This window comes from Massilia cellulosiltytica, assembly GCF_047325105.1.
GTDB lineage: Bacteria > Pseudomonadota > Gammaproteobacteria > Burkholderiales > Burkholderiaceae_D > Telluria > Telluria orientalis.
Genome location: NZ_CP168562.1, coordinates 7,191,307 through 7,210,079, shown reverse-complemented (window position 1 = coordinate 7,210,079; position 18,773 = coordinate 7,191,307). Strand labels below are relative to the sequence as shown.

Sequence of the window (18,773 nt, the reverse complement as noted above, 5' to 3'; positions counted from 1 at the left end):
TTGCATGAGTCGCCTGCCGCCCGGTTTGCTCCGCAACATGAATAACGCTTTACAAACCCGCCGCCTTATTGAAGACTTGGCAAAAATGATAGCGCTAACGGTCGCTGTGAATTGACAGAAAGAGAGAAAGAATGGCATCACCAAGCGATGTATCCAACCAGTCGGGCGAAGGCTACCGCTGGGTCGTCATGGGCGTCTGCGGCTGCGGCAAGAGCACGATCGCTGCCGCCCTCGCCGCGGCGTTCGACGTCGCCTTCCTCGAGGGCGACGCGTATCACCCGGCGCCGAACGTGGTCAAGATGTCGGCCGGCATCCCGCTGACGGACGACGACCGCGCCGGCTGGCTGCAAGCCCTGGCCAACGAGATCGGCGCCGCACGCGAACGCGGCACGGGCGTCGTCGTGTCGTGCTCGGCGCTCAAGCGCCGCTACCGCGACCTGTTGCGCCAGGCCGACCCGAACCTGCGCTTCGCCCATTTACATGGTCCGCGCGGCACGATCGCGGCACGCATGCAGACGCGCATCGGCCACTACATGCCGATCACCCTGCTGGACAGCCAGCTGCGCGACCTCGAGCCGCTGCAGCCGGACGAAGCCGGCATCACCCTGGACATTACCCAGCCGCCAGACGCCCTGGTGGCCAGCATCATCGCATCGATCAATCAATAAGTCAGTCGTCGCACCCGGCCCAGCCGCCCATCCGAGGCGGCATGCCGATCACATGAGAATAATGGAGACTACCATGCGTACACCACTACAACGCACCCTCATCAACCTCGCCGTCGCCAGCGCCTGCGGCATGCTCGGCGCCGCTCACGCCCAGCAGGCCGAACCGGCACAACAACCCGCTACCGACACACAAGCGGCCCCGGCCGACCAGACCGCCGGCACCACGCCCGCCGTCCCGGAAGCGAACGTCGTGCGCATTTCCGGCTCGCGCATCGCGGCCCGCGGCTTCACCCAGCCGACGCCGACGACGAGCCTGTCCAGCGCCGACCTCGAAAAGGCCGCGAAGCCAAACCTGTTCAACACGCTGGCCGAACTGCCGGCGCTGCAAGGCAGCACGGGCCGCACGACGAGCACCAACAGCACGTCGAGCGGCATCCAGGGTTTGAGCTCGCTGAGCCTGCGCGGCCTGGGCACCATCCGGACCCTGACCCTGCTCGACGGCCAGCGCGTCGTCGGCGCGAACGTCACCGGCGTCACGGACGTCAGCCAGTTCCCGCAACTGCTGGTGAAACGCGTGGACGTCGTCACGGGCGGTGCGTCGGCGTCGTACGGTTCGGATGCGGTGGGCGGCGTCGTCAACTTCATCACCGACAAAAAATTCACGGGTTTTAAAGCCAACGTCGAGGGCGGCCAGACGCGCTACCACGACGACAAGAGCGGCACGCTGCAGGCCGCCTGGGGCAAGGGCTTCATGGACGACCGCCTGCATGCGACCGTCAGCGGCGAGTTCAGCAAGGAAAACGGCATCGATTCGCCGGGCTTCGGCGAAGTGGGCGCAGGCGGCCGCACGTGGTACCGCAACACGGTGTTCCAGCGCCGTCCGCTGTCGCAGACCACCGACGGCAGGCCGGAATACATGGCCATCGACCATGCCCAGCAATACCAGTATTCGAAATACGGCCTGATCACGAACGGCCCGCTGCAGGGCACCGCGTTCGGCGACGGCGGCGTGCCGTACCAGTTCAACTACGGCTCGAACGGCGTGCCGACCGGCACCGGCCAGGTCACGAACTGCGTGAATCCATTCTGCGTGGGCGGCGACCTCTCGGGCAGCGTGGGCGCCGGTACGAACCTCGCGATGAATTTCAAGCGACAAGTCGCCTACACGCGCTTGTCGTGGGACCTCGACGCGGATAACGAGATCTATTTCACCGCGAACTATGCGCAGGTGAAATCGCACTTCTCGCCGAACCCGGGTGCGGCCAAGCAGGCCAACCTGACGATCCAGTGCGACAACCCGTTCCTGCCGGCGTCGATCGCGGCGGCCTGCGCGGCCAACAACATCAGGAGCTTCCAGTACGGCACGGCGAACGCGATCTTCCCGGAAAACATCAACGTCCACCCGACGCGCACGCAGCGCCGCTTCGTCGTCGGCGCGGACGGCACGTTCAAGCTGTTCGGCAAGGACTGGTCGTACGACGCGTATGCGGAACACGGCGAGAACACGACGAACATCAACGTCCACGACATCACGCTGAACACGCGCTACAACAACGCGATCGATGCCGTGCGCGATGCCAGCGGCAAGATCGTCTGCCGCAACGCCGTCGCCGCCGCCAACGGTTGCGTGCCGCTGAACATCATCGGCAACAACCCGGTCGATCCGGCCGCGTGGGGCTATATCGCGCCGGGCGCCGGCCCGATCCAGCGCACGACGCAGAGCCAGGACGTGGCCAGCGCCAACTTCAACGGCGAGATCTGGGAAGGCTGGGCCGGCCCGCTGTCGATGGCGACGGGTGCCGAATGGCGCCGCGAGAAATACGACGTGCATGGCGACCCGTACGGCGCCGGCGTCTCGCCCGATTCGATCGGCGGTGCCGCCTACCCGCTCGATCCGACCCTCAACAGCACGGTCGGCAACAACTGGTATGCCGGTAACTATCACAACGGCGCGGGCTCGTACAACGTGCGCGAGGCGTACGTCGAGCTGAACCTGCCCGTGCTGAAGTCGGACACCTGGGGCGAGGCGAACCTGAACCTGGCCGACCGCCAGACCAAGTACAGCACCGCCGGCAGCGTCAGCAGCTGGAAGATCGGCGCCACGTGGAAGACGCCGATCGACGGCCTGCGCTTCCGCGCGGTCAGCTCGAAGGACGTGCGCGCACCGAACCTCTCCGAACTGTTCGCGGCACCGGTCGTCGTCAACAACCAGGTGCAATACCAGGGCAACACGGTCAGCGTGCAGCAGCGCACCGTCGGCAACACGAACCTGCGTCCGGAAATCGCGCGCAACAACTCGTTCGGCATCGTACTGAGCCAGCCGAGCTGGGCGCCGGGCTTCTCGACGTCGCTCGACTACTACGACATCAAGGTCAACGACGTGATCTCGACCTTGTCGATCCAGCAGGAAGTCGACCTGTGCGTGGCCGGCAACCAGGAGATCTGCCAGGCGATGGTGCTGAACAGCCCGGGCAACAACTACGTCACGGTGCAGAACTTCAATCTCGCTTCCCTGCATCTGAAGGGCTTCGACATCGAGTCGGCGTACCGCACGAACCTCGATAAATTCAACCTGCCGGGCCGCTTCACCGTCCGTGCGCTGGCCACCCGCACGCTGCACTTCATCACGGATTCGGGCGTCGTCGGCACGATCCCGTCGGAAGGAGCTGGCGTCAACCTGGGCAACACGCCGAAGTGGAAGCTGCTCGCCACGCAGTCGTGGGACAACGACAAGTTGAGCCTGACCCTCACCGAGCGCTGGTTCAGCGATGGCAAGTACAGCAACGAGTACATCGAGTGCCAGACGAACTGCCCGGTGTCGACCTTGATCCACCCGACCATCTACGACAACAAGATGAAGGGCGCGACCTACGTCGACTTCGGCGGCAGCTACAACGTGTCGAAGCAGCTGATGGTCTACTTCAAGATCGACAACCTGGCGGACCGCGATCCGGAACCGGCACCGCAAGCCAACCCGAGCTTCGCGATCAACCCCGCCCTGTACGACGTCGTGGGACGCACCTACCGCGCCGGCCTGCGCTACAACTTCTAAACGGAGGCCGGCCGTGTGGAACCTGCTGTCCGTACTGCTGGCGGTCGGGCTGCTGACGGTGATGATCGCGTGGGGCAAGATTCAGCCGCTCCTCGCGTTCGTCGTCGCAGCCATCGTCGCCGCCTTGATGCTCGGGATGCCTGCCGCGAAAATCCCGGGCGCCATCGAAAAGGGGATCGGTGACCTGCTCGGGTCCCTGGTCGTCGTGATCTGCCTGGGCGCCGTGTTCGGCAAGCTGATCGCCGACAGCGGCGCCGCCCGGCGCATCGCCATCAGCCTCGTCGACCGGCTCGGCATGGCGCGGATTCCGGTGGCGATGACCGTCACCGGCTTCGTCGTCGGCATGCCGCTGTACTACAACGTCGGCTTCGTGCTGATGATCCCGCTGATCTTCTCGCTCGTGTACCAGTCCGGCCGTCCGGCCGTGGCGCTCGGCATGCCGCTGCTGGCGGGCCTGTCGATCGCGCACGGCTTCCTGCCGCCGCATCCGTCCGCGACGGCGCTCGTCGTCGCCGTGCACGCGGACATGGGCAAGACGCTGCTGTATGGCCTCGTCGTCGCGATCCCCACGCTGATCATCGCCGGGCCGATCTTCGCCATGTCGCTGAAACACATCCGCGCGGAGCCCGCGCCGATGTTCCGCACCGCGCAGCAGGAGATCCCCGACAGCGAGCTGCCGGGCACCTTCAACAGCTTCTTCACCGCATTGCTGCCCGTCGTGGTGCTGGGGGCACTCACGCTCGTCACGATCGTCCGTCCCGACCTGTCCAAGCCGCTCGCATTTCTATCCAGCCCGCTCATCGTGATGCTGCTGTCGTACTTTGTCGCGGTCGTCACGCTGGGTATCGGCCGCGGCCAGCCGTTTTCGAAAGTGACGAACAGCGCCGCGGGCGCGCTGCGCGAGATCTCGCCGATCCTGATGATCATCGCCGGCGCCGGTGGGTTGAAACAGGTGCTGATCGATTCCGGCGTCAGCGCGGAACTGGGCACGCAGCTCGCGCACATGCCCGTGCATCCGCTGCTGCTCGGCTGGGCCGTGGCGACGCTGATCCGCGTGTGCCTGGGCTCCGCCACGGTGGCCGGCATCACGGCGGCCGGCGTCGTCGGGCCGCTCGTGGAAAGCTCCGGCGTCGACCCGAACCTGATGGTCCTCGCCGTCGGCGCAGGGAGCCTGATGTTCAGTCACGTGAACGATTCGGGCTTCTGGATGTTCAAGGAATACTTCGGCCTGTCGCTGAAGGATACGTTCCGCTCGTGGACGATGATGGAGACCCTCGTCGGCGTGTTCGGACTGCTGTTCGTGATGTTGTTGTCGCTGTTCGTCACTCAAGGATAACTATAAATGAAGACTACGCTTTCAACGCTTTTACGTCCGCTTCCGGCGGCGCTGGTGCTCGCGTTCGCGCTTTCCGCGCCGGCATCCGCCGCTTCCGTGTCGGCTTTCCAGACCATGCCCGAGGACCCGCGCGCCGTCGTCGTGCATGCCAAGGGTGACGGCAAGACGGACGACACGGCCGCCATCCAGCAGGCCATCGACGCCGCCGCCAACAAGGGCGAAGGCGGCGTCGTGTTCCTGCCGTCGGGCCGCTACCGCATCACGAAAAGCATCCTGATCCCGCTCGCCGTGCGCGTGTACGGCGTGGGCGCGACGCGTCCCGTGTTCGTGCTGGCGCCGCAGACGCCGGGCTTCCAGCAGGGCGTCGCCAACATGGTGATCTTCACCGGCGGCGACCAGTACACGGTGGGCAAGGTGCCGATGCCCGTCGCCGGCGCCGTCGGCGCGGACAAGGACGTGCGCGACGCGAACTCCGCCACCTTCTACTCCGTGCTGTCGAACGTCGACTTCGAGATCGGCGACGGCAACCCGGCCGCCACCGGCGTGCGCATGCACACGGCGCAGCACTCGAACCTGTCGCACATCGATTTCCATATCGGCAGCGGCCTGGCCGGCGTCTACCACGTCGGCAACATCGCGTACGACCTGAAATTCCACGGGGGCCGCTACGGCATCCTCGCGGAGAAGACGTCGCCGGCGTGGCAGTTCACGCTCGTCGACGCGACGTTCGACGGCCAGCGCGACGCCGCCATCCGCGAACACGAGGCCGGGCTCACGCTGGACAACGTCGACATCCGCGACACCCCGGTCGGCATCGACATCGACCGCGGCTACGGCGACTGGCTGTATGCCAAGAACGTCCGCTTCGAGAACGTGGCGAAGGCCGCCGTCGTCATCAGCAACGAGGACAACGTCTACACGCAGATCGCGTTCGACCATGCTTCCGCTCGCAATGTCCCGACATTCGCGCAATTCCGCGACAGCGGCAAGACCCTCGCGGGCGCCGGCCGCGCGTACGAGGTCACGGAACTGAATTACGGCATGAAGCTCGACCAGCTGGGCGCGCCGGGGCGGTTCACGACCAACTACAAGACGGCGCCTTTGCCTGCCAAGGCCACGCCGCAGCGTGTGCTGAAAGCGCTGCCGCCGTCGAAAGAATGGGCCAACGTGCACAAATTCGGCGCGAAGGGCGACGGCCGCACGGACGACACGGCCGCCATCCAGAAGGCCATCGACAGCAACCGCGTCGTGTACCTGCCGCAGGGCTTCTACATGGTCAACGACACGATCCGCATGAAGCCGGACACCGTGATCGTCGGCCTGCACCCGGGCCTGACACAGCTCGTGCTGCCGAACGGCTCGCCGCTGTTCCAGGGCGTCGACACGCCGAAGGCGCTGCTGGAAAGCGCGCGCGGCGGCGCCGGCATCGTGTCCGGCATCGGCCTCGCGACCGGTGAGGTCAACAACCGCGCCGTCGCGCTGCTGTGGCGCGCGGGCGAGCAATCGCTGGTCGACGACGTCCGCATCCAGGGCGGCCACGGCACGCGCCTGTACGACGGCACGCGCGCCGATCCGTACAAGAAGACGGACCGCTGGGATACGACGGCATGGTGGGACCGCCAGTATCCGAGCGTCTGGGTGACGGACGGCGGCGGCGGCACGTTCACCGGCATCTGGTCGCCGAGCGGCTATGCGCAGGCGGGCTTCTACGTGACGAACACGAAGACGCCGGGCCGCGTGTACGAACTCTCGGCCGAGCACCACATCCGCAACGAGATCGTGCTGGACGGCGCGGAGAATTGGTCGTTCTATGCACCGCAGACGGAAGAGGAAGTCCGCGACGGCATGGATTCCGTGTCGCTCGATATCCGGAATTCGAAAAACATCCTGATCGCGAACTACCACGGCTACCGCGTCACCCGCTCCATCAAGCCGGCGGTGACGGCCGTGCGCATCGCGAATTCCAGCGACATCCGCTTTCGCAACGTGCACGTGAACGGCGAGAGCGGCTTCGCCACCTGCGACGAAAACGGCTGCACGACGTACGCGCGGGCATCGAAGTACCCATACGAGAACGCCATCACCGACATCACGCACAACATCCAGGTGCGCGAGCGCGAATTCGCGATCCTCGACTACACGGGCAAGCAGACGGCCGCGCCGGCACCGCTGGGCAAGGTCGAGAAGGTCGCGGACGGCTTCTACTCCATCGCAGGTGCCGCCGTGGACTCCCACGGCAAGCTGTACTTCATCGACCGCCACTTCAAGCGCGTCCACGCATGGAGCCATGACCGCGGCCTGGAGATCGTGCGCGACGCGCCGCTCGACCCGATCAACCTCGCCATCGACCGCAGCGGCAACGTGATGGTCGTGTCGCACTACGGCCCGAGCGCGAGCGTGTATGCGTTCAAGCCGGACGTGCCGCCGACGCCGGAAGGCTACACGATGATCAAGCCGACGGCTGCCGCGGCGCGTGCGGATGCACGTGTGGCCATTCCCGTCAACTTCTGGCAGAACGGCGAGTTCCAGGACCAGATCGATCCGAAGACCTACGAGTTCACCACCTTGAGCGAGATGTTCGCGCGCGACGTGGCGAAGCCGAAGGCGCAGGAATACGTGTCGCCGGACGGCAGCCTCGTGCTCCCGGCATGGCGCGTGACGCGCCAGGGGCCGACGAACCACCTGGGCTACCGCTGGTCCGACACGCTCGACACGCACGGCTTTACCAGCGCCCGCGTGGGCGAGCGCGTGATCTTCACGAACGGTTCCGAGAACCGCACGTTCAGTGGCCTCGTGGGCCAGGGCGGCGCCATCACGGACCTGAAGCAGGTGGCCGACCGCGGCGGCGAGAGCGCGACCCTGGGTCCGGACGGCAACGTCTACGTCGCCAACGGCCAGGTGTTCATCTATGGCCCGGACGGCAAGGAACGCGGCCGCATCGACGTGCCGGAACGGCCGCTGCAGCTGATCTTCGGCGGTGCGGACAAGCGCACCCTGTTCATCCTGACGCACCACAGCCTGTACACAAGCCATGTCGACTAAGCGCATCGTCGTCTCCGCCCTGCTGGCGCTGGGCTGCGCCGGCAGCGTGCTCGCCCAGCAGGCCATTCAACTGTGGCCCGACGGCGCGCCCGGTTCCGAGAAGCGCCACGGCGAGCCCGAGAAGCTGACGGACGGCGCGTACGTCAGCAACGTGCACGACCCGTCGCTGACGGTGCTGCGCGCCGACCCGCGCCATGCGAACGGCGCGGCGATCGTCGTCGTGCCGGGCGGCGGGCATCGCATGCTCGTGTTCCAGAACGAGGGTGTCGTGGCGGGCAAGCTGCTGAACCGCATGGGCGTGACGGCCTTCGTCTTGAAATACCGGCTGGCGCGCGATCCGGATTCCGCCGGCTACAGCATCGAAGGCGATGGCGCGGCGGACCTGCGGCGCGCCGTGCGCTGGGTGCGCGCGCATGCGGGCGAGTACGGCATCGACCCGCAGCGCGTGGGCATCATGGGCTTCTCGGCGGGCGGCGAACTCGTGTCGCTCGTCGCCGACAATCCGGAGCCCGCGCCACGCGGAAAAGCCGATGCGCTGGACCGCCAGAGCGCGCGTCCGGACTTCCAGGTGCTCGTGTATCCCGGACCGCTGGGCTCTCCCGCGAAGGCCGTGGACGGGGCGCCGCCCGCGTTCCTCGTCGCAGGCTCGCGCGACACGTGCTGCATGCCGCCCACCATCACCCTGTACCAGCAGCTCGTGAAGGCCGGCGTGTCGGCCGAGCTGCACCTGTACGCGGACACGGACCACGCCTTCAACGTGGGCCAGCGCGGCGAACGGATCTCGCTGCAGCACTGGCCGGATCGCCTCGCGGACTGGCTGTCCGACGGCGGCTGGCTCGTGCCGCGCAATGGACGCAAGCCGGAAGGCGTGCCTGCACCTTGAAAGGATCATCATGAAACGCATCGTATCGACGTTGGCGGTGGCCGCTGCCGTGGCCACGCCGGCGGCCTGGGCGGCGGACGTGCAGTACAAGCTGCTCGTGCTGGCCATCCCCAACAAGTACCACTACGAATACATCCCGATCGCGCGCGAGAGCCTGGAAAAGCTGGCGAAGCTGCACGCGTTCGACTTCACGTACACGAACAAGCCGGAGGTGTTCGACGGCGACCTGAAACAATACGCGGCCGTCGTCTTCCTCAACACGCCGGGCGAGGAACTGAATCCTGCGCAGCGCGCGAAGTTCGAGGCCTACATGCGTGACGGCGGGAATGCCGTCGTCGTGCACCGCGCCGCGATCACGCCGCCGAATGGGTGGGTGTGGTACGAGAAGCTCGTCGGCCGCTCGTTCAAGACGCACCCGATGCTGCAGACGGGCGCCGTCGACGTCGTGGATAAAACGTTCCCCGCGACGTTCGGCATCCCGCCGCGCTGGATGTGGAGCGACGAGTGGTACGAGACGACGAACCCGTACAAGGTCGCCATCCACCCCGTGCTGAACATCGATGAATCCAGCTACGACGTCACGAAGATCTGGCCCGGCCAGGTGTCGACGGGCATGGGCAAGGATCACCCGGTGTCGTGGTACCACACGGTCGAAAAGGGCCGCGTGTTCGTCACGCTGCTGGGCCACAACGGCGACATGTACCGCGACCCGCAATATCTCGCGCACCTGATGGGCGGGATCTGGTGGGCGGCGACGGGCCGCGGCCAGCAGCGCTGAAAATTCGGGGTCAAAAAATTCGGGGTCAGAGCACATTTTCGACCAAATTCGGGGTCAGAGCACATTCCGGGTCAATGTCCGGGTGAACAGTGCTTCTCCTAGATTGGCGCAATCGGGGCGCCATTCACGCCGAGCCACACGCCGGAGCTGGCTGTAGCTCCAAAAGATCTTTCTTTGAAGATCATGTCTCAAAAAGTGCTCTGACCCCGAATTTGCGGCGAAATGTGCTCTGACCCCGAATTTATCTGGTGGGCTGTTTCAGGGCCAGCGGCGTCAGGCGGCACTGTAGAAGGATAGCCAGTCTTCCAGCCGGCTGCTCCAGAACTGCGCGTCGTGGCCGCCGCTGCCCACGTGCAGTTCGCTGGCGGCGCCCAGCACCGCCTGCATCGCCTCGTCCTGCTTGCGCAGCGGGTCGCGGTCGCCGACGTCGAGGTAGAAGCGCAGGCCGCGCAGGTCAGTGTGCTGCGCCAGCAGCAGCGGATCGCGTTCCGCGCGCAGGGCCGGCGTCGGGTACAGCCAGTCGCGCTGGCCGGTGAACTGGTCCGCGCTGCTGTAGTCCCACAACGCGGCGCTGTGCGCGCCCACGCGGGAGAACATCTCCGGGTGGCGCAATGCGAGATGCAGCGCGGCGAATCCGCCCATCGACACGCCGCCGATGCGGCGGTCCGCGCGCGTGGCCGTCACGCCGAGCCGCGATTCGACGGCAGGCAGCATCTCCGTCATCAGATAATCCTCGTACAGGCCGATCGTGCCGCCGGCACTCGACGTGCCCTGGGCCGGCGTCGTGTTCACGCCGAAGCCGTTGTCGTAGTCGGGCGCGGCGATGACGAGCGGTGTGCCCAGCCGGTCAGCCGCGCGGTTGATGGCCAGGCCGGCGTCGAAGAACGCTGCGCCGTTGCCGCCGAAGCCGTGGAACAGATAGAGGATGGGATGGCGCGCGCCGCCCGGGGGCAGGTAGAGCGCGACGTTCATCGTGCGCCCGAGCGCGCGGCTCGCGACGGCAAGGGTTTCGACGGTGCCCGCCGGTGCGGCAGGGACCGGCGCGACGGCCTGCTGGACCGAAGCGTTGCCGCCTCCGCAACCGGCCAGGCAGGCAGCCGTGGCAAGCAAAAAACACCGACGTTCCATCCGTGGCCTCCCATGAGCACCAGCTCATTCTAGCCACGAATGGAACGGGCTTTCTTCAGGCAGTCTTCAATAATTGAAGCCCGCGCGGATGCCGAACATGCGCGGCTCGACGTAGGTGGCTTTCATGAAGCCGCCCCACAGCGAATCGCTGCTCGTCTTGGCGCGCTTGTCCGTCACGTTGCGCACGTACGCTTCCGCATACCAATTGCCGTCGGGGGCGTCCAGGCGTGCCGACGCATCCGCCAGCGCATACGCGGCCTGGTAGCGGCCGATGCCGGCCCAGTCCGAGTTGCGCAGGTCGAAATAGGCCTTGTCGCGCCAGTTCACCTTCACGTACGGCGTGAGGCGGTAGCCGCCCGGCAGCTCGAACTCCTGCGAGAAGTTCAGGTAGACCTGGTACTTCGGCGTGTTCGGCAGGTGGTTGCCGTCGATGTCGTACAGGCGGCGGCCCAGCAGCGACTTGTCCGGGCCGTTGTAGATGGCCGGGCAAGGCTGGACGCCGAATTCCGCGCGTACATCGCCGCACTGGTAGTCGTCGCTGTAGTTGTAGAAGCCGTGCACCTTGGTGTCGATGAACGCGAAGCCGCCGCCCACGCGCGCGCCGCGCCACGGCTTGTAGTCCCATTCCAGTTCCAGGCCCGGGATGCGCGTGTCGCCCACGTTGATCGTGCGCCAGGCTTCGTACACGTCGCACTTGGGCTGGTCGGCCGGGCAAGGCTTGTGGTCATCCGGGATGATCTGGTTGATGAAGTAGTTACCCGTCAGCTGCATGTCCTTGTAGCGCATGTAGAACGCGGTCGCCGAGAGGCTCAGGCGGTTGTCCAGGAAGCGGCCCTTCCAGCCCAGCTCATAGTTGGTGACGGTCTCCGGGCCGTACGGCAGGAAGGTCGCCTCGCCCGGCTTGCCCGTCGCGGCGCACAGGTGGTAGTTGCAGCTGTCGACCTTGTCCGCGAAACCGCCCGCCTTGTAGCCGGTCGACACGGACGCGTACATCATCTGGCGCGGCGTGATCTGGAATTGCAGGCCTGCGCGCCACGTCACCTTGCCCCAGGTTTCCTTGTGATCGTTGTTGGTCGCGTTGGCGTAGCCGGCATAGGCGATCGGACCGCCGCCGGCCCAGCCCATCTGCTGCGTCAGGTCGGTGCCGTCGTGGATCGTGAAGCCCGGCGTGCCCGGGATGCCGCGGTCGTACAGGCCGCGGTAGTAGGCCGGGTTGCCGATCCAGTTGGCGCCGTACACCTTGCCGCCCTTGTCTTCCTTCGAATCGCGGCTGTAGCGCGCACCCAGCGTGGCCGTCCACTTCGGCGCGAAGCTCCAGTCGGCCTGGCCGAAGATGGCCTTCGAATCGATCTGGCGGTTCGGCTGCGCGTACACCACGCTGCCCGGGTCGCCGAACGGCTTCTGGATCGCTTCCGTCATCTCGTAGTCGATGCGGTTACGCTCGTGCATCCAGAACAGGCCGGACACGTATTTCAGGGAACCCAACTGCTGCTTGAGCTGCAGTTCGTGCACGGTCGACAGGTAGCGCGAATCCGCGGTGCGGTGCCACGTGTCGCGCAGCGGCCAGGTGCCCCAGTTGCCGTCCTTCGTATTTGGGAACGGGGCGATGTCGGCCCACGACGGCGCGTTCTGCAGGCCCAGGTCGTCGTCCGAGATCTGGCTGCGGCGCTGGTCGGCGACGGCGAAGTTGTAGCTCACCGACGTGCGGTCGTTGACGTTCCAGTCCGCGCCCGCGCGCACCGTGCGGATCTTCATGTCGGTCTGGCCCGGCACGTTGACGTTGATGTAGAACTCGTCGTTGGTGCAGGCATAGCGCGTGCCCACGCCGGCGCCGCAGTCGCGGAAGAACGCATAGCCCGCGCCCGAATCCTGGAAGTGCTCGTAGGCGGCGTGCAGGGTGAGGTCCTTGTTGACGCGCAGCAGGGCCTGCAGGCGCGCGGCCCACTCGTTCTGGTTGGTGTAGTAGTCGGACGGGCGGACCTGGCGGTTGTAGCGCATGTCGACGTCCGGCACGCCATTCGGAATCCAGCCTTTCGACGGCACGTTCGCTTCCGACAGGTCCTGGTGCTGGTCGGCGTAGCCGTCGCGGCGCACGCGCATGAAGGAGCCGCGCAGCGCCAGCTTGTCGTTGACGACGACGTTCTGCACCCAGTTGACCTGCTTCTTGTTGTAGTTGCCCAGGTCCGTCTCCACGCGGCCGTAGTTGCCGTTGAAGTCGGGCTTCGCGGTGATGACGTTGACGCTGCCGCCCGTCGAGTTGCGGCCGAACAGGGTGCCCTGCGGACCGCGCAGCACTTCGAGCTGGTCGATGTCGAACATCAGCGCCTGCGCGCCCTGCGGCCGCGGCGAGTACAGGCCGTCGACGTGGAAGCCCACGGCCGGGTCGCCCGTCTCGGTGAAGTTGGTCGACGTGATGCCGCGGATCGTGATCTGCACGCCGTTGTCCAGGCCCGAGTCGATGGTGACGTTGGGGATGTCGTTGGCGAGGTCGCGGATGTTGGTGGCGCCCTTGCGGGTCAGCTGGTCCTGCGAGAACGCCGTCACGGCGACCGGCGTCTTGAGCAGCGAGGTGCTGAAGCGGGTGGCGGTCACCGTCACTTCGGGGATCGTGTCGGCCGACTGCGCAGGCTTGGCGTCGGTCTGCGCCCAGCCGGGCATGGCGGCGAAGGTGCAGGCACTGGCGACGGCCACGCTCATGGCCGTCCGTTTGATTGGATGCAGCATCATATCTCCTTGGTTTTTTGAATTCTGCGTGCCGGCGAACCGGTCACGTATCGACGAGTATTTCAATCGGGATTCGTAAAATCAAAGAATTTCGCCGGACACCTTTCAGTTTCTTCGTCTTTACTAAACAATCAGCTTGTCGCGCAGGTTCAAGGCTGCGCGGCGTCCACCGCGACCGCCTGTTCCGGGCCGTTCCAGGCGCGTACGGCGACCTTCAGCGCGCCTGCCGCACCGGTAAACTCGGCGCTGACGGTCCGGCTCTCGCCCGGCATCAGCGCCACGTAGTTGTCCGACCAGTACACGGGCAGCACGCGCGCGCCGGCCGCGTCGAGCAGGGTCAGTTTCGTGTTCAGCACGGGCACCCTGGACGGATTGGTCAACGTGACGTCCACCTTGCGCGTCGTACCTTCCGTACGGGCGGATGCGCGCACGGTCACGGGCACGCCGGCGAGCGTATCGAGGCCGCGCTGGCGCTCCGGGCTCGTCGACGGCCAGTACACGTTGTCCGACAGCGTGCGGCCCGCGCCGTCGGTCAAGGTCAGCTTGACGACCAGCAGGCCTTCGCGCGCCAGCAGCGGCGCGATGCCGAGATCGATCGGCCCCGACGTGGCCACGCCGGGCACGCTGACGGTGGCGGCGCCGCGGCCCGCCAGGCGGCCGTCGACGGTCCAGGCCTCGAACGCGACGCGCGCCTTGTCCAGCGGCGCGGTCGGGTTGTTGATGACGTCGACCGCATGATCGGGCAGGTTCATTTGTACGTGCACGGGTTCGGACGCGTGTTTCGTGCCGTAGTAGGCGGCGTGCGTGTCGTAGTCGTGGCTGAGGATCTGCCACATCGTGCTCGGCCAGGCCGGCTGCGTCATCCACAGCATGCGGCCGCTGTTCTCGCGCCACAGTCCCGCGTTCATGCCTTCGAAGATCGCGCGGTGCGATTCGTAGTTCATCAGCTGCGCCTTGCGCTCGAAGTCGGCCAGCGACGCCGGCGCGCCGTACTGCCGCTCGAGCGCCTTCATGAACGGTTCCACGCGGCCGTTGCCGCTGGGGTGCCAGTCGTGGTACGCGGCGGTGTCGCCCAGCGGCCAGCGCTCGGACGCCGGCACCGCGGCTTCGAACGCTTCACGCGTGGGGAACGACGGCGTGCCCACCTCGACGGCGAAGCCCTTGCCGTGCGTCGTGAAATACGTTTCCGGCGGCTGGTAGTCGTACGGGCCGCTGTTCTGCAGGTTCACGCGGTTCGAACTGCCCGTGTACCAGCGCGTGCCGTCTTCCGCGTAGATCAGCGCTTCCAGCTTCTCGTTCAGCGCCGGCTGCGGGACGCCCTCGTTGCGGCCGAACCAGGCGACGATCGAGGGGTGGTTGCGGAAACGGCGCACGACGTCGACGGCGTTCGCCATGAACAGGTCGACGTCCTGCGGCTCGATGTTGTAGTCCTGCGTCGAGGCCCAGAAGTCGTTCAGCACCATGAGGCCGTATTCGTCGGCGAGCTCGAAGAACGTCTCCTCCGTGTTCTGGCCGACCCAGTTGCGGATGATGTTCACGTGGGCGTCGCGGTGCAGGCGGAAATAGGGTTCCAGGCGCGCGCGGCCGACGCGCTTCATGAAGTCGTCCATGCCCCAGTTGCCGCCGCGCGCCGCGATGCGCACGCCATTGACCTTGATGACGAGGTGCGGCGCCAGGCTGCCGGCATCGGCCAGTTCGCGGATCGCGGCCGTGCCCTCCGCTTCCGCACGCAGGCCGGTGGCCCACTGGTTGCCCGCGACCTTGCGCAGCGCCTCGTGGCGGGCGTCGGTGATACGCACGCCGAGCGCGTGCGCCCTGGTGAAATCGGCCTCCACGCGGCGCAGGTGGCCCGTGCGGTCGACCAGCGACAGTTCATAGGTCACGCTGCGGATGCCGAACGCCGTGCGCGCATGGTCGGACAGCGCCGCGCCCTGCAGCACGTCGACGTCGAGGTCGTGCAGCTCCGGCTTGCCGTAGCCGTTCGGCCACCACAGGCGCGGCTGCTTCACCTTCAGCGCGGCGAAGTCGTTCGATGCGAAGCGCACGGTATGCGTGCCGGGTGCCACGTCCAGCGTGCGGCTCACGACGATAGCCTGCATCGACCCCGCCCGGTCGCGGATGGTGGCGCGCACGGTCGCGCGCACGGTCTTGTTCGACAGGTTCGTCAGCGGCACCTCGATGCCGACGTCGGCCTCATGATGGTCGTCCGCGAGCGCCGTGATCACGTGCGCATCGCCCACGCGCACGTCGCCGGTGCTGCGCAGGACGACGTCCTGCCACAGGCCCGTGTTGCGGTCGCGGACGGACGGGATCCAGTCCCAACCCTCGGTGGCGATGAAGGTCGGGCCGTCCTGCGCCTGCACGCCGCCGTTCTCGCCGACGCCGGCCGCGACGGATTCCTCGTGCGCGATGCCGGGATGCGGCGGCGGCGACACCTTGACGGCGATGACGTTCTCGCCTGTCGGATTCAGGTACGGCCCCAGGTCGACGCTGCCGCGCACGAAGGCGCCGCGCGTCGTGCCGGCGCGGCGGCCGTTGACCCAGATCTCGGACGCGTAATTGATGCCCTTGAACGTGACGAACAGGTGGCGGCCGGGGCGATGGCCGCGCGGCAGCGTGAAGCTCGTGCGGTACCACCAGTCCTGGCGGCTGAGGCTTTCCGGGATCGCGAGGTTGTCGAGGCCATACGCCGGGCTCGGATAGACGCCGCGGTCGACGAGCGTGGTGAGCACGGTCCCCGGCACCGTCGCCTTGTACCAGCGCGACGCGTCATAGCCGCCGCTGGCGATCTGCTGCGCGGATCCCGGTGCCTGGTCCGCCGATTGCAGCGTCCACGCACGGATCGTCCATTCGTTCGCGCCGCGCGGTTCCAGCGCCGGCCCCGCATAGGCCGGCACGGCGACGGGCTGCGACGGCGGCGTCGCGCTGTGCGGCAGCGTCCATGCGTCCTGCGGCGCGAGCTGGCCGGCCATCTGGCGGGTCTGCAGCGGCCAGTGCGGGCTGCCGTTCTCGAACACGATCATGCCTTCGTTTGGCGGCGTCGCCGCGAGCCGTGCGACGGCCTGTGCGTCGTCGCCCAGCGTCAGCCCGGCCACGCGGCCCGCGAACGCGGCATCGGTTCCCGTGCGGGGTGCGATCGCGATCTGCGCGGCGGCGGCTGCACCGCCTTGCACCTCCTGCCGCGCCACTTCCCTGCCGTTCGCGTACAGGACGACGTGGCGGCCGTCCCGGCTGGCCGCCACATGGGTCCAGGCGCCGGCGGGCAGCGGTACGCCGCTGCGCACCGGCGCACCCGCGCCGCAGAAGGCCAGCGTGCCGTCCACGCTGCACAGGTAGCCGATGCCGTCCGCGCCGGCCAGCAGCGCGGTGCCGCGCGCGACTTCCGACGGCTTGAACCAGCCGCCGATGGCGACGCGCTGCGCCGTCAGCGTCACGCCGGCGGGTGCCTTCTTGACCAGGCCATCGGCGGCGGCCGGGAATTCGGCGTTGAACGGTCCCCATGTGGCCGCGTGGGCGGCGGATGCCGCCAGCAACACGGCGGCGAGCAAGGCGTTCAAAAGGCGGGGCGGGCGTGCGGCGGGCGTGGGCAGGCCTGAACTGGCGTGGCGCATGATGGTCTCCGGGGTAGGCATGAAGTACCGGCGCGGACGGCCGGCATCGTTATGCGGCGGATTCTGCATCCGCCCGGAGGGAGGGTCAAACGCCGGAAAGGCTTTGCGGCGCTGTTTAGCGGTGATTACTAAACTGGCCGCGATTGATGGTCAAACGATGCCGTCCGCCGCGCGGGCAGCGGCGCGCGGCGTTTTAGTAAAGCCGCCCGTCAGCGCTGCGGTTCGAAGAACAACACCTCGCCTGTCGCGGTGGCCGCGATCAGCTGGCCGTCGTACCAGGCCGGCGAGCCGACGAAGGCGCCGAGGCGCTTGACGTATTCGACGGCCGCATACAGCGCATGCGGTCCGCCCTCGTACATGTGCTTCGTGTCCAGCTTGCCCGTGGCCGTGTCGATCACGCGGCCATCGTTCACGGCAAGCGCATCGCCGCGCCACGACCAGCGCGCGCGCCCGGTCGCCGCGTCGAGCGCGTGCAATTCTCCCTTCATCGACGCCGCCACGACGACGTCGGCCACGCGCAGCGGCGACGCGAACGTCCACACCTTCGTGTCGAAGCGGTAGCGTTCGCGGCCGGTGCGCTTGTCCAGCGCCAGCAGCAGGCCGGTGTCCGATGTGCCGACGTACACGCTGTCGCCATCCACCGCCGGCGTGCCGACGACCCAGCTGCCCTGCGCGTCGTAGCGCCACTTCGGCTGGCCGTCGGCCGCATCGAGCGCGTAGAAAAAGCCGTCGCGCGAGCCGACGTAGACCGTGTCGCCATCGACGGCGGGCGACGCCTGGATGCCGAACATGATGCTGGTCTTCTGCTCGACGCCCGTCTGGTGGCGCCAGCGCTGCTCGCCCGTCCGCGCATCGAGCGCATACACGGCGCCGTCCCAGCTGCCGACGACGATGTTGCCGCCTGCGAGCGCGGGCGACGAATGCACCATGCCGCCCGTGCGCCACGCCCAGGCCAGCTTGCCGTCCTTCGTGTCGAGGGCATACACGTGGCCGTCGCTGCTGCCCACATAGACCTTGCCGTCATGGACCAGCGGCGACGACAGGTACAGGTCCCACGGGTCGGGCACAGGCTGGCCGTCGCGCGGCATGCCGAACATGCCGTGCGCGGCGAACACCGCCTCGCCCTGCGTGCGGAAGGTCCACCGCGGCGAGCCGTCGTCCGCCTTGAGCGCATGCACGCTGCCCGCGCGGTCGAGGAAGTAGACGGTGCCGTCGGCCACCGCGGGCGTCGACGCAATGCCGCCGCGCGCGTGATACAACCACTGCAGGGTACGCGTCTTCGCATCGAGCGCGTACAGGTTGCCGTTCTCCGCGCCGACGAACACGCGCCCCTGCGCCGCCACGGGCGACGCGTGGATCGCGGCGTGGATGTCGAACCGCCCCACCAGCCTGAAACCCTTGATGGCGCGCGTCTCGCCGGCGGCACGGCCGGTGTGCGCGGGGTCGCCCATGAACATGGGCCAGTCGGCGGCGAACGATGGGGTGGCGAGGAAGGCAAGCAGCAGGGCAAGGCGGCGCATGGGGATTCCTGACGTTGGGATGCCGCCATTC

At 67.3% G+C, this 18,773-nt stretch carries 10 protein-coding genes; 6 read left to right on the top strand and 4 right to left on the bottom strand.

Annotated features, from left to right (window positions below):
* Positions 1-131: 131 nt before the first annotated feature.
* The 6 genes from ACEN9H_RS31685 (at position 132) to ACEN9H_RS31660 (ending at position 9,759) form a co-directional block, all read left to right on the top strand.
* Positions 132-668 carry a gluconokinase gene (locus tag ACEN9H_RS31685; protein ID WP_371763242.1) on the top strand — a complete coding sequence of 179 codons (537 nt, stop codon included), beginning with the start codon at positions 132-134 and terminating at the stop codon, positions 666-668.
* 73 nt (positions 669-741) lie between these two features.
* The gene (locus ACEN9H_RS31680) at positions 742-3,720 is read left to right on the top strand and encodes a TonB-dependent receptor domain-containing protein (RefSeq protein ID WP_413673312.1); all 2,979 of its coding nucleotides are present in this window, start codon (positions 742-744) and stop codon (positions 3,718-3,720) included.
* Between the two features lie 13 nt (positions 3,721-3,733).
* Complete coding sequence (locus ACEN9H_RS31675; protein WP_413673311.1) at positions 3,734-5,056, top strand: gluconate:H+ symporter; 1,323 nt, start codon at positions 3,734-3,736, stop codon at positions 5,054-5,056.
* A gap of 6 nt (positions 5,057-5,062) precedes the next feature.
* Positions 5,063-8,098, top strand: a complete 3,036-nt coding sequence (locus tag ACEN9H_RS31670) for a glycosyl hydrolase family 28-related protein (protein ID WP_413673310.1) — start codon at positions 5,063-5,065, stop codon at positions 8,096-8,098.
* The gene (locus ACEN9H_RS31665) at positions 8,088-8,981 is read left to right on the top strand and encodes an alpha/beta hydrolase (RefSeq protein ID WP_413673309.1); all 894 of its coding nucleotides are present in this window, start codon (positions 8,088-8,090) and stop codon (positions 8,979-8,981) included. The genes ACEN9H_RS31670 and ACEN9H_RS31665 overlap by 11 nt, the downstream gene beginning before the upstream one ends.
* Before the next feature lie 10 nt (positions 8,982-8,991).
* Entirely contained in the window at positions 8,992-9,759 is a 768-nt protein-coding gene (locus tag ACEN9H_RS31660) for a ThuA domain-containing protein (RefSeq protein ID WP_371770672.1), read from the top strand.
* A gap of 273 nt (positions 9,760-10,032) precedes the next feature.
* Here ACEN9H_RS31660 and ACEN9H_RS31655 read toward each other — a convergent pair whose 3' ends face one another.
* The 4 genes from ACEN9H_RS31655 to ACEN9H_RS31640 all read right to left on the bottom strand — a co-directional run bounded on the left by ACEN9H_RS31655 (position 10,033) and on the right by ACEN9H_RS31640 (position 18,742).
* Positions 10,033-10,869, bottom strand: coding sequence for an alpha/beta hydrolase (locus tag ACEN9H_RS31655; RefSeq protein WP_413673308.1), 837 nt, complete (start codon positions 10,867-10,869; stop codon positions 10,033-10,035).
* Positions 10,870-10,953: 84 nt separating this feature from the next.
* Positions 10,954-13,611 (bottom strand): TonB-dependent receptor, encoded by a 2,658-nt coding sequence (locus ACEN9H_RS31650; RefSeq protein ID WP_413673307.1) that lies wholly within the window; start codon positions 13,609-13,611, stop codon positions 10,954-10,956.
* Positions 13,612-13,760: 149 nt separating this feature from the next.
* On the bottom strand, positions 13,761-17,222 hold the full coding sequence (locus ACEN9H_RS31645; RefSeq protein ID WP_413673306.1) for a glycosyl hydrolase 2 galactose-binding domain-containing protein: 3,462 nt from the start codon (positions 17,220-17,222) through the stop codon (positions 13,761-13,763).
* Positions 17,223-17,431: 209 nt separating this feature from the next.
* Positions 17,432-18,742 carry a PQQ-binding-like beta-propeller repeat protein gene (locus tag ACEN9H_RS31640; protein WP_413673305.1) on the bottom strand — a complete coding sequence of 437 codons (1,311 nt, stop codon included), beginning with the start codon at positions 18,740-18,742 and terminating at the stop codon, positions 17,432-17,434.
* Between the last annotated feature and the right edge of the window lie 31 nt (positions 18,743-18,773).